This is a genomic window from Stenotrophomonas sp. NA06056 (assembly GCF_013364355.1).
Lineage (GTDB): Bacteria > Pseudomonadota > Gammaproteobacteria > Xanthomonadales > Xanthomonadaceae > Stenotrophomonas.
Map to the genome: position 1 here is coordinate 1,486,855 of NZ_CP054931.1, position 14,076 is coordinate 1,500,930.

The window sequence follows — 14,076 nt, forward strand, 5'->3', positions numbered from 1 at the left end:
GGCAACCACTCCCGGCCGGCAAACCAGTTGAAACGCCAAACGTCCGTACCTGGCGTGTAAATGACATGTAACGCAACGCTTCTACGATTCCGCCGCTGCTGCCCTTTCGACGCCGCCCTTCGGCGTCCAGCGCGCCCAAGGAATCCCCATGTCTTGCCATGCTCCGCTTCGCCGCAATCTGCTGGCCCTGCTGGTCTGTGCTTCGCTGCCATCGCTGGCCGCTGCTGAAACCGCTCCTGCCGTCGACGCGCAGTCGGCCACCACCCTGGATTCGGTCTCGGTGATCGGCCGCGGCGAGGCGCGCCAGGTCCAGCGCGTGACCGCCGAGGACATGAAGGTGCTGCCGCCCGGCGCCAACCCGCTGAAGCTGCTGGCCAGCAAGCCAGGCGTGCATTTCGAATCGGCCGATGCCACCGGTGCCTACGAGTGGTCCACCAGCATCAGCCTGCGCGGCTTCAACCAGAACCGCCTGGGCTACACGTTGGATGGCATTCCGCTGGGCAACATGGCCTATGGCAACAGCAACGGCCTGCACATCAGCCGCGCGGTGATCAGCGAGAACCTGGGCGGTGCCGAGGTCTCCACCGGCATCGGCGCGCTGGGCACCCCGTCCACCAGCAACCTGGGTGGCGTGTTCCAGTTCTATTCGATCGATCCGTCCACCGAGTACGGTGTGGTGCTGGCACAGAGTTTCGGTACCGACAGTGCACGCCGTAGCTATGCACGCCTGGAGACCGGCGAGCACCAGGGCTTTGCCGCCTATCTGTCCGGCGTGTATTCCGAAGGCGACAAGTGGAAGGGCAAAGGCTCGCAGGAGCTGAAGCAGTTCAACGGCAAGGCGACCTACAACTTCGGCGTCGACAGCAGGATCACCGCGCTGTTCAATGCATCGCGCCGCGTCGAGGCTGACTACCAGGATCTGTCGCTGGAAATGATTGATCGCCTGGGCTGGAACTGGGACAACTATGCGCCGGACTGGGATCGCGCGGTGGCCGCCGCCCGTGGCCAGTACAGCGGCGGTGTCAACAGCCCATGGGACGCGTACTACTCCGGTCACGGCCTGCGCAATGACGACCTGTCCAGCATCGCCGGTGACTTCGGCCTCCACGAGTCGATGCGCCTGAAGGTCAACGTCTACAACCACAGCAATCGCGGCCAGGGTCACTGGTTCAGCCCGTCCAATCCCTCCAACCCGGGTACCAGCCGCGAAATTCCGATCTCGATCCGCACCACCGAATATGCGATCGACCGCACCGGCGTGACCTCGGCGTTCACCTGGAACGTGGGTGGCCACGAGCTGGAAGCGGGCCTGTGGTACGAAGACAACGGTCACAGCGTGCAGCGCAACTTCTACTACATCGATGGGCCGATCACCGACGACTTCTTCCTGCGCAATCCGGACCAGCGCGTGTGGCACCAGCGCTATACCACCATCACCCGCCAGTTGTACGTGCAGGACCGCTTCCGCCTGTTCGACGACCGCCTGACCATCGATGTCGGCGCCAAGTCGCCCAATACACGCACCAGCGTGCGTACACCGCTGGGCAGTTATGCCGACAACAGCAGCCTGACCGCGAAGGAGGGCTTCCTGCCGCAGGCCGGCTTCAACTTCAAGCTGGACGAGCGCAACGAAATTTTCGGTTCCTATGCGAAAAACATCGCGGCCTACGCGCTGGGCGTGGGCAGTCCGTTCAATGTGCCGCAGGCAGCGTTCGATGCCAGCGCCAAGGATCTGAAGCCAGAACAATCGCGCACCATCGAACTGGGCTGGCGCGGCTACGGCCAGGGCTATGAAGCCTCGGTCGCGGTGTACGACGTCAAGTTCGACAACCGTCTGCTGGCCATCGCCCAGTGCGTCGGCATCCTCGGTTGCCCGGCGCTGTATTCCAACGTTGGATCGGTGACCAGCCGCGGCGCCGAGGCGACCCTGCAGCTCAAGCCGATGCAGGACCTGACCTGGTCCAACGCGCTGTCGTGGAATGACAGCACCTACGACAACGACTACGTGAACAATGGCGTGGTGCCGACCCGCGGCAAGAAGACGGTCGACACCCCGGAATGGATGTTCGCCAGCACCCTGGCGTGGACGCCGGGCCCGTGGGACCTGCGTTTGGCCGCCAACCACGTCGGCAAGCGTTACGTGACCTACACCAATGACCTCTCCGTGCCGAGCTACTGGCTGATCAATGCGTCGGTGGCCTATGACATGGGCAAGCTCGGCCCGGCGCAGAACCTGACGTTGGCGCTGAACCTGACCAACCTGGCTGACAAGAAGTACCTGGCAACCATCAACACCAACGGCACCTACGCCGCTGATCCGACCCGCAGCCTGGCGACCATGCAGGTCGGCGCGCCACGGCAGGTGATGGCCACCGCGACCGTGCGCTTCTGATGAAGCGCATCGCCGATCCGGAAACCCGCCGTCGTCTGCTGCGCCTGGCCTGGCAGGGGACCGGAGCGGCCATCGCCCTGGCGGCGATGCCCGGCGCCGCCGCTGCCGGTCCGCGGCCGCGGTTGGGACGCGATCCGTTCACCCTCGGCATCGCCGCGGGTGATCCCGATCCGCAGGGCGCGGTGCTGTGGACGCGTCTTGCACCCGATCCCCTCAACGGCGGCGGCATGCCGTCGCGCGCGATCCCGGTGCGCTGGTTCATTGCCGAAGATCCGTCGATGTGCCGGCTGGTGCAGCGTGGCGTGGCGGCGGCCGTGCCGGAGCTGGCCCATTCGGTGCACGTGGAAGTGACCGGCCTGCGCCCGGGCCGCGATTACTACTATCGATTCGCCTGCGACGGCGGCGAGGAGAGTCCCATTGGGCATTTCCGCACCGCACCGCTGCCGGATGCGCAGCTGCAGCAGCTGCGGCTGGCGTTGTGCACCTGCCAGGCCTGGAACAGCGGCTTCTATCCGGTGCTGGCTGACATTGCCCGCAGTGATGTCGATCTGGTGCTGCATGCCGGTGACTACCTGTACGAATACAGCCCGCTGCAGAACGCGCGTGGCATGACGCTGGATGCACAGCGCTTCAGCGGTGAAACCCTCAGCCTGGAGCGCTATCGCGACCAGTACGCGCTGTACAAGCTCGACCCCGACCTGCAAGCCGCGCACGCCGCGCACGCCTTCGCGGTGATCTGGGACGATCACGAAGTGCAGAACGACTATTCCGGCATCCACCCGGAAAAGAGCGACGTGCCGACCGAGGACTTCATCGTCCGTCGCGCCGCTGCGTATCGCGCGTTCTACGAACACCTGCCGATGCGCAGCACGCCCACCGGCAACGGAGGCCTGCGCGTGCACCGCCGCCTGCGCTACGGCGACCTGGCCCAGCTGACGTTGCTGGATTGCCGCCAGTTCCGTCCGGCCAATCCCTGTGGCGTCGGCGAATCGCCACGCTGCGACGCGGCCCTGGACCCGCGCATGAGCATGCTCGGCGTGGGGCAGGAGGCCTGGTTCGCGCAGTCGATGGCGGCCGCAACGGGAACACGCTGGAACGTGGTGGTGCAGCAGCTGCTGATGGCGCAGTTGCGGTTGGATCAGGGTACGCCGCGCGAACGGTTCTGGAACGATGCCTGGGATGGCTACCCAGCGGCCCGCAACCGGTTGCTGCAGGCGATGCAGGCGGGCGGGCGGGGCAATGCCATCGTACTGGGCGGCGACTGGCATTCCACGTTCGTCAACGACCTGAAGCTGGATTTCGATGCCGCCGATGCGCCGGTGATCGCCACCGAGTTCATCGCTCCGGCGATCAGCAGCGGCGGTGATGACACGCCGTATGGCCCGTACTACGGCCCATCGATTCCGCAGAACCCGCACATCCGCTATTTCGATGGCGACCGGCGTGGCTGGTGGAAGCTGCAGTTGAACCGGCAGACGGTGGACGCGGAACTGCGCGTTGCCGACAGCGTGTTGCGCGCGGATGCCGCAGTGCGCACCGCGGCGCGCTTCCAGGTGGCCCACGGCCGCCCGGGGGCATCGCAGCTTCTGTAGAGCCGAGCCCACGCTCGGCTGCTCTCTGCCTCCGGTGGGTGCGGACCGCTGGTCCGCACATTCCCATGAGCAGCCGAGCGTGGGCTCGGCTCTACAACAGCGTTGGACCGGTTTCATCGCCCCCAGCCGGGTTTCGTCGCAAACCGTTTGCGGCCGCCGGGGCAGGGCAGCAAGGTGTCCGCAGGCGGCAAGGTGCCGCCGAAGGAGCCTGTGATGAAGACCTTGTTCGCGCTCGGGGTGTGGTGCCTGCTGTTCGTGCTGTGCTGGCCGCTGGCGATCCTCGCCTTGATCGCCTGGCCGTTCGTATGGCTGCTGAGCCTGCCGTTCCGCCTGGTCGGCATCACCTTCTCGGCGCTGTTCGCCTTCCTGCGTGCGCTGTTCATGCTGCCGGCACGCCTGCTGGGCGGTGGCCGTGGGGCGGTGACCGCATGAGGCCGCATGCCATCATCACGCTGGTGCTGCTGATGGCGGCGCCAGCCTTGGCCAAGGAGCCGCCGTCGGCCTACCTTGAGCGCCAGCACGCTGCAGGCAACGCGGAAGCCAAGGGCGCCGGGAAGAGCGCCGAGAAGGAAGGCTGCCGGATAGTGAAGGAATGGAAGGTGGGTGAGGTGATCGCCCAGCACCGCATTTGTGACGATCCGCCGAAGACGGACACTATGGACCGACCTGCACCGCCGCAGCGTGAGGCGCGGCATGCAATGTAGTCAGGCAGTCTTCGCGCGCGGCCCGTCCTCCGCAGTCGGCCGAGCGCTGATCCGTTGCAGATAGGCTGGCGCTGCAGGTCCCATGCCAAGCACGACTCAGCCCGAGGGCGGTCGAGCGATGGCCAACGGCCGGACCAGCTCTTCGCCGGTAGCGGCGATTTCGAAATCCACGCCGTCGAAGGTGACGGAACTGCCATTTGCCAGCGCGTATCTCGGCAGACCTTCGGCCAGGCCTGAAGCAGGAAGAATCGTTGCGTCGAACTGCGGCCAGAACTTGAACACCAACACCCTGCGGCCATCTTCGCCCCGGGTCTCAATTCGTTCGTTCTCCATCCAGATCTCCACTGTCTGAACAGCCCCACGAGCAGGTGCGGGAGCACCACCTGTCGCGCATCCGTGGCTTGGCGATGCTACGCGACCTCAGGTGTGAGCCTACCGCATTGGAGGTCAACGCCCGTGTGAGGGCGAGGGCGACACCGCTCGCCTGACGCGCGCCGAGTGCCAATGGGCTCCGCCCTTGCTCTGCAGTCATCGTGAAACAAGAAACCCCGCCGAGGCGGGGTTTCTGGTATCCAGCAATGCCGGCCAGTGGCCGGCACTACCTGGCGAACGATCAGTTCGCCTTGTGGATGGCGCGCTTGCTCACGGCCATCGCTGCGTCGTGGATCACTTCCGACAGCGACGGGTGGGCGTGGCAGATGCGTGCCAGGTCGTCGGCCGAACCGCTGAACTCCATGGTCAGCACGCCTTCGTGCACCAGCTCGGACACGTTGGCGCCGACCAGGTGCATGCCCAGGATGCGATCGGTTTCGGCGTGGGCCAGAACCTTCACGAAGCCTGCCGGCTCGATCATCGCCACGGCACGGCCGTTGGCGGCGAACGGGAAGCTGCCGGCCTTGTACGGGATGCCTTCGGCCTTCAGCTGCTGCTCGGTCTTGCCGACCCAGGCCAGTTCCGGCTCGGTGTAGATGACCCACGGAATGGTGTCGAAGTTGACGTGGCCCGGCAGGCCGGCGATCAGCTCGGCAACCGCGATGCCTTCCTCGAAGCCCTTGTGCGCCAGCATCGGGCCGCGCACGCAGTCACCGACCGCCCAGACGCCGTTGACGCCGGTGTGGCAGTGCGCGTCGACTTCGATCTGGCCACGCTCGTTGATCTTGACGCCGGTACCTTCGGCCAGCAGGCCCTTGGTGGCGGCGCGACGGCCGACGGCCACCAGCAGCTTGTCCACGACCAGCGACTTCTCGCCTTCGGCGTCGGTGTAGGTCAGGGCGACTTCCTTCTTCTTGCCCTTGCCGGTCACTTCGGCCTTGGAGACCTTGGCACCCAGGCGGATGTCCAGGCCCTGCTTCTTGAATTCCTTGGCGGCGGTCTTGGCCACTTCGGTATCAGCGGCAGCCAGGAAGTCCGGCAGCGCTTCCAGGATGGTCACTTCCGAACCCAGGCGCTTCCACACGCTGCCCAGTTCCAGGCCGATCACACCAGCGCCGATCACGGCCAGGCGTGCCGGCACTTCGGTGAAGTCCAGGCCGCCGACGTTGTCGACGATGGTCTCGCCGTCGAACTTGGCGAACGGCAGTTCGATCGAGTCCGAACCGGCGGCGATGATGACGTTGGTGCCCTTCAGTTCGACGACCGAGCCGTCATGCTGGGTGACCTTGACCACGTTGCCCGGCTGCAGTTCGCCGAAGCCGTAATAGGCGGCGACCTTGTTGGCCTTGAACAGCATGGCGATGCCGCCGGTGAACTGCTTGACGATCTTGTCCTTGCGGCCAACCATCGCCTCGACGTCCATCTTGGCATCCTTGAAGCTGATGCCGTGGTCGCCAAAGATGTGGCCCATGTTCCAGAACTGGCGCGAGGAATCCAGCAGCGCCTTGGACGGGATGCAGCCCACGCGCAGGCAGGTGCCACCGAGGGCCGGCTTGCCGTCCTTGCCCAGCGCTGCGTCGATGCAGGCGGTCTTCAGGCCAAGCTGGGCCGCGCGGATGGCAGCGTGGTAACCGGCCGGGCCGGCACCGATGACGACGACGTCGAATTGTTCAGCCATTGAATTATTCCTTGATGCATTACCAGAACCCCTCCGCGCAGGCGCGGAGGGGCGGGAGGTTTCTTACAGGCCGAACAGCATGCGGCCCGGGTTTTCCAGCTGGTTCTTGATGTCCACCAGGAACTGCACCGAGTCCTTGCCGTCGATGATGCGGTGATCGTAGGACAGCGCCAGGTACATCATCGGCGCGATCACGACCTGGCCGTTCTGGGCGATCGGACGCTCCTTGATGGCATGCATGCCGAGGATGGCGCTCTGCGGCGGGTTGATGATCGGGGTCGACAGCAGCGAACCGAAGGTGCCGCCGTTGGTCACGGTGAAGGTGCCGCCCTGCAGTTCTTCCAGGCTCAGCTTGCCGTCACGGGCCTTCTTGGCGTAGTCGGCGATGGTCTTTTCGATGTCGGCGAACGACATGCGCTCGACGTTGCGCAGCACCGGCGTGACCAGGCCCTTCTCGGTCGACACGGCGATCGAGATGTCCGAGTAGCCGTGGTAGATGATGTCGTCGCCGTCGATCGAGGCATTGACCAGCGGGAAGCGCTGCAGCGCGTTGGCGGCGGCCTTCACGAAGAAGCTCATGAAGCCGAGCTTGATGCCATGTGCCTTGACGAACTCGTCCTGCAGTTCCTTGCGCGCCGCCGACACCTTGGACAGGTCGACTTCGTTGAAGGTGGTCAGCATGGCGGTGGAGTTCTTCGACTCCATCAGGCGCTCGGCGATGCGCTTGCGGATGCGGGTCATCGGCACGCGTTCTTCCGGACGTGCACCACCGGCCTTGCCGGCGCCACCGTTGCGGGCGAAGTTGACGATGTCTTCCTTGGTGACCGCGCCACGACGGCCGGTGCCATCGACGTCGGCCGGGTTCACGCCTTCAGTGATGGCGCTGAAACGGGCGCCCGGCGGCAGTGCATCTGCAGCCGACTTCGCAGCCGGGGCCGGAGCGGCGGCTGCGGCCGGAGCAGCGGCGGCCGGGGCAGCGGCTGCAGCCGGCGCGGCTTCAGCGGCCGGAGCCGGGGCAGCGGCCACGGCGCCTTCTTCGATGATCGCCACGACCTGGCTGGAGGTCACGGTCGCGCCTTCGGCGAACTTGATTTCCTTGATCACGCCATCGACCGGCGACGGCACTTCCAGGACGACCTTGTCGGTTTCCAGGTCAAGCAGGTTTTCGTCGCGCTTGACGGCGTCGCCCACCTTCTTGTGCCAGGTGGCGATGGTGCCGTCGGCGACGGATTCGGGCAGTACCGGGGCTTTGACTTCGGTGGCCATGCGGGAGCTTCCTGGTTTGTCTTCTAAATAGGGGGAGAGTTATTCAGCGAACGAGTCGTTGAACGGGTTGACCAGTGCATCGGCGACCAGCTGCTGCTGTTCGCGGACGTGGTCAGCCATGTGACCGGCAGCCGGCGAAGCCGAACGTGCGCGACCGGCGTAGTGCAGGCTCTGGCCATCGGCCAGGCAGAACTGCAGGTGGTGGCGGATCTGGTACCACGCGCCCTGGTTCTGCGGTTCTTCCTGCGTCCACACCACGTCGGTGGCCTTGCCGTACTTCTGCAGTTCGGCGGCCAGCAGCGCACGCGGGAACGGATACAGCTGCTCCACGCGGATGATCGCCACGTCGTCCTGGCCACGCTTGGTCTGGTCTTCCAGCAGGTCGTAGTAGACCTTGCCCGAGCACAGCACCACGCGCTTGACCTTCTTGGCGTCGGCATTGGCATCGCCGATCAGGTGCTGGAACTCGCCATTGGCCAGCTCGTCCAGGGTCGACACGGCCAGCTTGTGGCGCAGCAGCGACTTGGGCGACATGACCACCAGCGGCTTGCGGGTGGTGAGGTGCTGCTGGCGACGCAGCATGTGGAAGGCCTGCGCCGGGGTCGACGGCACCACCACCAGCATGTTCTCCAGCGCGCACAGCTGCAGGAAGCGCTCCAGGCGCGCCGAGCTGTGTTCCGGGCCCTGGCCTTCATAGCCGTGCGGCAGCAGCAGGGTCAGGCCGGAAATGCGGCCCCACTTTGCTTCGCCGGCGGCGATGAACTGATCGATCACCACCTGGGCGCCGTTGGCGAAGTCGCCGAACTGGCCTTCCCAGATGCACAGGGTGTTCGGATCGGTGGTGGAGAAGCCGTACTCATAGGCCATCACCGCTTCTTCGCTGAGCAGCGAATCGATGACGGTGGCCTTCTCCGGCGAATCCACCAGCTGCCGCAGCGGCAGGTAGTAGTTGTCGGTCTTCTGGTCGTGCAGGATCGCGTGGCGGTGGGTGAACGTGCCGCGGCCGACGTCCTGGCCGACAAGGCGCAGGGCACTGCCTTCGTCCAGCAGGGTGGCGTAGGCCAGGTTCTCGGCAAAGCCCCAGTCGCCCGGGATCTCGCCGGCAGCCATCTTGCGACGGTCGTCATACACCTTGGCGACGCGCGAGTGCAGCTGCACTTCTTCAGGCACGGTGTTGATCAGCTTGGCCAGCGCCAGCAGCTTGTCCTTGTCGACCTTGGTCGAGATCGGATCGGACAGCTTGCCTTCCAGCAGCTTGGGCCAATCAACGAACAGCGGGCTGGTCGGCGGGGTCTTCTCGACCTTGGCCAGCTCGGTGGTCACTTCACCGGCATCGAGCTTCTCGCGGTACGCATCGACCATCGCCTTGCCGGCACCGGCGGCGATCACGCCCGCCTTTTCCAGCTGCTCGGCATACATCTCGCGGGTGGTGGCGTGCTTGCGGATCACCTGGTACATCAGCGGCTGGGTGATCGCCGGCTCGTCGGCCTCGTTGTGGCCCCAACGGCGGTAGCACATCAGGTCGATGACCACGTCCTTGGCGAACTTCTGGCGGAACTCGAAGGCCAGCTGCGCAGCGAACACCACTGCTTCCGGATCATCGCCGTTCACGTGCAGCACCGGCGCGGCGATCATCTTCGCCACATCGGTGGCATAGCGCGTGGAGCGCGTATCCAGCGGATTGGAGGTGGTGAAGCCAACCTGGTTGTTGACCACGATGTGCACGGTGCCGCCGACGGCGAAGCCGCGGGCCTGCGACATCTGGAACAGCTCCATGACCACGCCCTGGCCGGAGAAGGCCGCGTCGCCGTGGATCAGGATCGGCATCACCTGCTTGCGTGCGGTGTCCTTGCGGCGCTCCTGGCGCGAACGCACGGAACCGGCCACGACCGGGTCAGCGATTTCCAGGTGCGACGGGTTGAACGCCAGCGCCAGGTGCACCGGGCCGCCGTCGGTGGCCACGTCGGCCGAGAAGCCCATGTGGTACTTCACGTCGCCGGCCGAAGCGTGCTCGTCGTGCTCGAACTTGCCTTCGAACTCGTCGAACAGCTTGCGCGGGTTCTTGCCCAGGGTGTTGACCAGCACGTTCAGGCGGCCGCGGTGGGCCATGCCGATCACCACGTCCTTGACGCCATCCTTGCCGGCGCTGCGGATGATGGTGTCCATCATCGGGATCAGCGAGTCGCCGCCTTCCAGCGAGAAGCGCTTCTGGCCGACGTACTTGGTGTGCAGGTAGCGCTCGAGGCCTTCGGCGGCGGTCAGGCGCTCCAGCGTGCGGCGCTGGGTATCAGCGTCCAGCTGGTAGTTGCCACCGGCAAGTTCCAGCTTCTTGTAGATCCACTGGCGCTGCTCGACCTCGGAGATGTGCATGAACTCCGCACCGATCGAACCGGTGTAGGTCGCCTTCAGGCGCGCCAGCAGGTCACGCAGCTTCATGCGCGGCTGGCCACCGACACCGCCGGTGCTGAACTCGCTGTTGAGGTCACCATCGGACAGGCTGTGGAACGGCAGGCCCAGGTCCGGGGTGTTGACCGGCGCGGCCAGGCCCAGCGGGTCCAGGCGGGCGTCCAGATGACCACGCGAGCGGTAGGCGGTGATCAGACGACCGACATTGCGCTCGCGCTCATCGCCTGCTCCGTTGCCAGTGCCTGCTTTCAGCGCATCCTTGGCCGCGTCCGCGATGTGGGAAATGACGGCCGAGTGCGGAATGTCGCCTGCTTCGCGGCCCTTGAAGCCGTCGAAGTAGGTTTTCCATTTGGGATCGACACTATCCGGGGAGACCAGGTACTGCTCGTACAGGTCCTCGACATAGGAGGCGTTGCCGCCGGCGAGTTGCGAAGATTGCGCAAACTGCTTCAGTTGATTGTCCACGATGGAGGGTGCTGATTCGCTTTGTGGGGTATGGCTTCAGAAGGACCCGGCACGAAGATGAATAGCCATGCACGGGCGCGTTCAAACGGCCAAATTGTACCCCCATCCGGACACGAAGGGGCAGCGACGAGGGCATCGGGCGTCCCCCGGTGTCGGTCCCAGACAGGTTGAGCGTAGCGGTCGCGGTCAGATGCCGAGTGCGCGCAATTCGCTGCATTCGCGCGAACGGTCCCAGACACGCTGCAATTGCTGCTCGAACGGCTGCGAACGTGCCGGCAGCGCGATTGCGGATTCGCCATCGAGGCGATGACCGATGAGACGAAAGTAGAAGTCGCCTGCGTCGTTGAGCAGGCAGGCCGAGGCCAGGGCGCGATCGATCGGATCGGCGACCTCGCGGAACTGGATCACACTGGGGAGGCGCTGGAACAGCGCCAGCAGCGGCGCGCCGGCGCTGGCGATGGCCGCGGCGTCATGCACGATCATCCGCAACTGCTTGTCGTGGCGGGCGGTGACGAAGCGGCGCAGGGCCGCCTGTACCGGTGGCGCGTCCAGCAGGCCAGGGTCCAGCTGCCGGCTGTGCAGCCACAACCGGCGGCGTGCGCGATGGATGATCGCCGTGGTGATCGCCACCGCTTCAGCGCGGCTGTCGATGGCGGAAACGGCTTGCAACCGACGGCGCATCTGCTGGTGGCCGATGCCGGCCTCTTCGAATTCCGGGCCTTCCGGCAGGAAGCCCTGGCGGGCATAGAAATCGCGCGCCGGCAGCTGCGCATGCAGGTGCAGCTCGGCCAGGCCGAGCTGGTGCCCGGCCTGTACCAGCGCCTCCAGCAGGGCCTCGCCAACGCCATGGCCGCGATACGCAGCCAGTACCGCCATGCGGCCGATACGGCCATCCGGCGCCAGCCGGCCTGTGCCGACCGGTTGGCCTTGGGCATCCAGGGCCAGCACGTGGGCACAGACCGGATCCAGGGCATCGCGCTCGAGGACGGCGTCGATGCCCTGCTCCTGCACGAACACCCGCTGGCGTACGTCGTGGATGGCGACGTGGGCCTCGGCGTGGCGTACCTGCTGGACCCGGATCGGGCTCATCGCTCAGCCGCGGCCGGTGTCGCTGTCATCTTCGTCGTGGTCATCGAAGTTGACGATCACTTCAATGCCGTCGTCGTGCACGGTCACCAGATGGACGTCATCGGACATGGCGTCAGTGTCGATGACCTCGATCTGCTCGCGGCCCTCGACCACCTCGCCGAGGACTTCTTCGTCCTCGTCCGCGTACATCTCGTTCGGATCGATCAGCTGGAACACACCGCCGACCAGCAGCTGCTGGATCACCGCACGGCCCTTGTCGGACAGGCCGCGGTAGGCGGCAGCGTCGAGCTGCTCGGCACCGGCCAGGCGCTGCGCGTCCTTCACCGGCAGGGCGAAATCCTGGCCGCTGACATACAGGCTGGCGCCACGCTTGGCCCGGCGCCAGGCCAGCCGCGCCCACGGGTGGCGCTGCAGCAGCAGGCCCGAGGCCAGTGCCTGCACCACTTCTTCCGGGGCCGGTGCGGCCTGGTGGGCCATCACCTCGCCGGCGGCGCGGTAGGTGGTGATGAAGCGGCCGAACCAGTCACCCAGCTTGTCCGGATCGTTCATGCGGATGGCGTTGAGCGCGGTGATCACCCGCGCCATCGCCACCGTGTCGATCTCGTTCGGGTCGGCCGGTGCCTTCAGGTCAGCATCCTCATAGCGGATGTTCTCGTCGGCATCGGCGATCAACGTGTCCAGATAGTCACTGATCAGCTCGGCCGAGGACGGCGCGCGCATGCCGAACGAGAAGGTCAAGCACGGGTCTTCGGCGACGCCGTGATGCGGCACGTTCGGCGGCAGGTACAGCATGTCGCCCGGCGCCAGCACCCAGTCGTGGGTCGGCTTGAACACCTGCAGCAGCTTCAGCTCCACGTCGGGACGGAAGCCCAGCGGCGGGCGCTTGCCCTTGATCGATTCGCTGGCATCGATCTGCCAGCGGCGGTGGCCGTGGGCCTGCAGCAGGAACACGTCGTACTGGTCGACATGGGCGCCAACCGAGCCACCAGTGGCGGCGAAGCTGATCATCACATCGTCCATGCGCCAGCGCGGCAGGAAGCTGAAGTGTTCGATCAGGGCGCGCACGTCCTTGTCCCACTTGTCCACGTCCTGCACCAGCAGGGTCCAGTCGTGGTCGGGCAGGGCGGGGAAGATGTCTTCCTGGAACGGGCCGCTGCGCACGCGCCAGCTGTCCTGGGCCTTGTCGTGCTCGATCAGGCGGGCCAGTACGCCTTCCTCGCACGCCAGCCCGGCCAGGTCTTCCGGCTGCACCGGGGTCTGGAAATCGGGGAAGGCGTTACGGATCAGGAGCGGGCGTTTCTGCCAGAAGTCGCGCAGGAACGCGGCCGGGGACATGCCCAGCGGCTGGCCACGACGGGCGTGGACTTCGATCAGGGGGGAGGTGGACTTGCGGGCGGCCATGGGGGAGTTCCTTGCAGCGGAAAGCGGGAGGGGCGGCGTGGCGGGCCGCCAAGGCCTCCATTGTCCGACGTTCGTTGGGATTGCGCACGTGTGGTGGTTTGTCGCGGGGTTCCGGCCAACGGCGGAGCCCCTCGTGGCGGGGGTCTGGGTTGGTCGCTGAAGGCAAAAGCCGAAGCCGGGGTTGGCCGGGCGGGTGGGCTGCGCGGGGGACGCCGTGAACCCGTCCCTGGGGGCTTGGCCGCGGCATCCATGCCGCGGACACCCCCGCGCAGCCCCCCCGCCCGGCCCATGACAGATTCCTGCGTGGCCCGCCACGGAATGGAAGAAGAAAATCAAAAGCCTGTAGATCCACGCCATGCGTGGATGGGGCATTCCTGGGCAACGTCATCCACGCATGGCGTGGATCTACATGGGCTCCATCGCCGGCAATTTGCATACGGCCCAAAACGCAAAGAGGGACGCGGCGAAGCCGCGTCCCTCTTTCAAATTCCGTCCCGACAACCCAACGCTCTTCGATCCGTCACTAGGACTCTGTCAGAGGTGGGGCGGGTTGGGTTCGCGGGGGTGTCAGCCGCATGGATGCGGCTGCCAAGCCTTATCTGATCGGAATCTGGCAGCGTAGGTGCCGAGAGCCGGCGTGGGCCGCCGTGCAAGCCTGGATCTCGACGATCGCCTTGGAGCTTGGCGCCCACGCCGGAATCTCCCTTGATC

Annotated in this window: 10 protein-coding genes; 4 read left to right on the top strand and 6 right to left on the bottom strand. The window is 65.9% G+C overall.

The features are described 5' to 3' along the window. Positions 1-148: 148 nt before the first annotated feature. From HUT07_RS06535 to HUT07_RS06550, 4 genes are all read left to right on the top strand, one after another. Positions 149-2,392 (top strand): TonB-dependent receptor, encoded by a 2,244-nt coding sequence (locus HUT07_RS06535; protein WP_176020241.1) that lies wholly within the window; start codon positions 149-151, stop codon positions 2,390-2,392. Further along, a complete protein-coding gene (locus tag HUT07_RS06540; protein WP_176020242.1) occupies positions 2,392-3,984 on the top strand; it encodes an alkaline phosphatase D family protein in 1,593 nt (530 codons plus the stop codon). The genes HUT07_RS06535 and HUT07_RS06540 overlap by 1 nt, the downstream gene beginning before the upstream one ends. 213 nt (positions 3,985-4,197) lie before the next feature. Beyond that, positions 4,198-4,416, top strand: a complete 219-nt coding sequence (locus tag HUT07_RS06545) for a hypothetical protein (protein ID WP_099821131.1) — start codon at positions 4,198-4,200, stop codon at positions 4,414-4,416. Beyond that, a complete protein-coding gene (locus HUT07_RS06550) occupies positions 4,413-4,688 on the top strand; it encodes a hypothetical protein (protein ID WP_176020243.1) in 276 nt (91 codons plus the stop codon). The genes HUT07_RS06545 and HUT07_RS06550 overlap by 4 nt, the downstream gene beginning before the upstream one ends. 96 nt (positions 4,689-4,784) lie before the next feature. Here HUT07_RS06550 and HUT07_RS06555 read toward each other — a convergent pair whose 3' ends face one another. From HUT07_RS06555 to HUT07_RS06580, 6 genes are all read right to left on the bottom strand, one after another. Then, on the bottom strand, positions 4,785-5,021 hold the full coding sequence (locus HUT07_RS06555; RefSeq protein ID WP_176020244.1) for a hypothetical protein: 237 nt from the start codon (positions 5,019-5,021) through the stop codon (positions 4,785-4,787). A 280-nt stretch (positions 5,022-5,301) separates the two neighbouring features. Further along, positions 5,302-6,738, bottom strand: coding sequence for a dihydrolipoyl dehydrogenase (gene lpdA / locus HUT07_RS06560; RefSeq protein WP_176020245.1), 1,437 nt, complete (start codon positions 6,736-6,738; stop codon positions 5,302-5,304). Between the two features lie 63 nt (positions 6,739-6,801). Next, complete coding sequence (gene sucB, locus HUT07_RS06565) at positions 6,802-8,004, bottom strand: dihydrolipoyllysine-residue succinyltransferase (RefSeq protein ID WP_176020246.1); 1,203 nt, start codon at positions 8,002-8,004, stop codon at positions 6,802-6,804. Between the two features lie 39 nt (positions 8,005-8,043). Beyond that, complete coding sequence (locus HUT07_RS06570) at positions 8,044-10,875, bottom strand: 2-oxoglutarate dehydrogenase E1 component (RefSeq protein WP_176020247.1); 2,832 nt, start codon at positions 10,873-10,875, stop codon at positions 8,044-8,046. A gap of 186 nt (positions 10,876-11,061) precedes the next feature. Next, positions 11,062-11,964: a GNAT family N-acetyltransferase gene (locus tag HUT07_RS06575; protein WP_176020248.1), complete on the bottom strand. Its 903-nt coding sequence runs from the start codon at positions 11,962-11,964 to the stop codon at positions 11,062-11,064. Between the two features lie 3 nt (positions 11,965-11,967). After that, positions 11,968-13,365, bottom strand: a complete 1,398-nt coding sequence (locus HUT07_RS06580) for a cupin domain-containing protein (RefSeq protein ID WP_176020249.1) — start codon at positions 13,363-13,365, stop codon at positions 11,968-11,970. Positions 13,366-14,076: the final 711 nt, after the last annotated feature.

Coding starts and splice junctions, on each gene's coding strand:
- lpdA (WP_176020245.1), bottom strand. CDS start 6,738: ATGGCTGAACAATTCGACGTCGTCGTCATCGGTGCCGGCCCGGCCGGT.
- sucB (WP_176020246.1), bottom strand. CDS start 8,004: ATGGCCACCGAAGTCAAAGCCCCGGTACTGCCCGAATCCGTCGCCGAC.
- HUT07_RS06540 (WP_176020242.1), top strand. CDS start 2,392: ATGAAGCGCATCGCCGATCCGGAAACCCGCCGTCGTCTGCTGCGCCTG.
- HUT07_RS06545 (WP_099821131.1), top strand. CDS start 4,198: ATGAAGACCTTGTTCGCGCTCGGGGTGTGGTGCCTGCTGTTCGTGCTG.
- HUT07_RS06575 (WP_176020248.1), bottom strand. CDS start 11,964: ATGAGCCCGATCCGGGTCCAGCAGGTACGCCACGCCGAGGCCCACGTC.
- HUT07_RS06555 (WP_176020244.1), bottom strand. CDS start 5,021: ATGGAGAACGAACGAATTGAGACCCGGGGCGAAGATGGCCGCAGGGTG.
- HUT07_RS06535 (WP_176020241.1), top strand. CDS start 149: ATGTCTTGCCATGCTCCGCTTCGCCGCAATCTGCTGGCCCTGCTGGTC.
- HUT07_RS06580 (WP_176020249.1), bottom strand. CDS start 13,365: ATGGCCGCCCGCAAGTCCACCTCCCCCCTGATCGAAGTCCACGCCCGT.
- HUT07_RS06550 (WP_176020243.1), top strand. CDS start 4,413: ATGAGGCCGCATGCCATCATCACGCTGGTGCTGCTGATGGCGGCGCCA.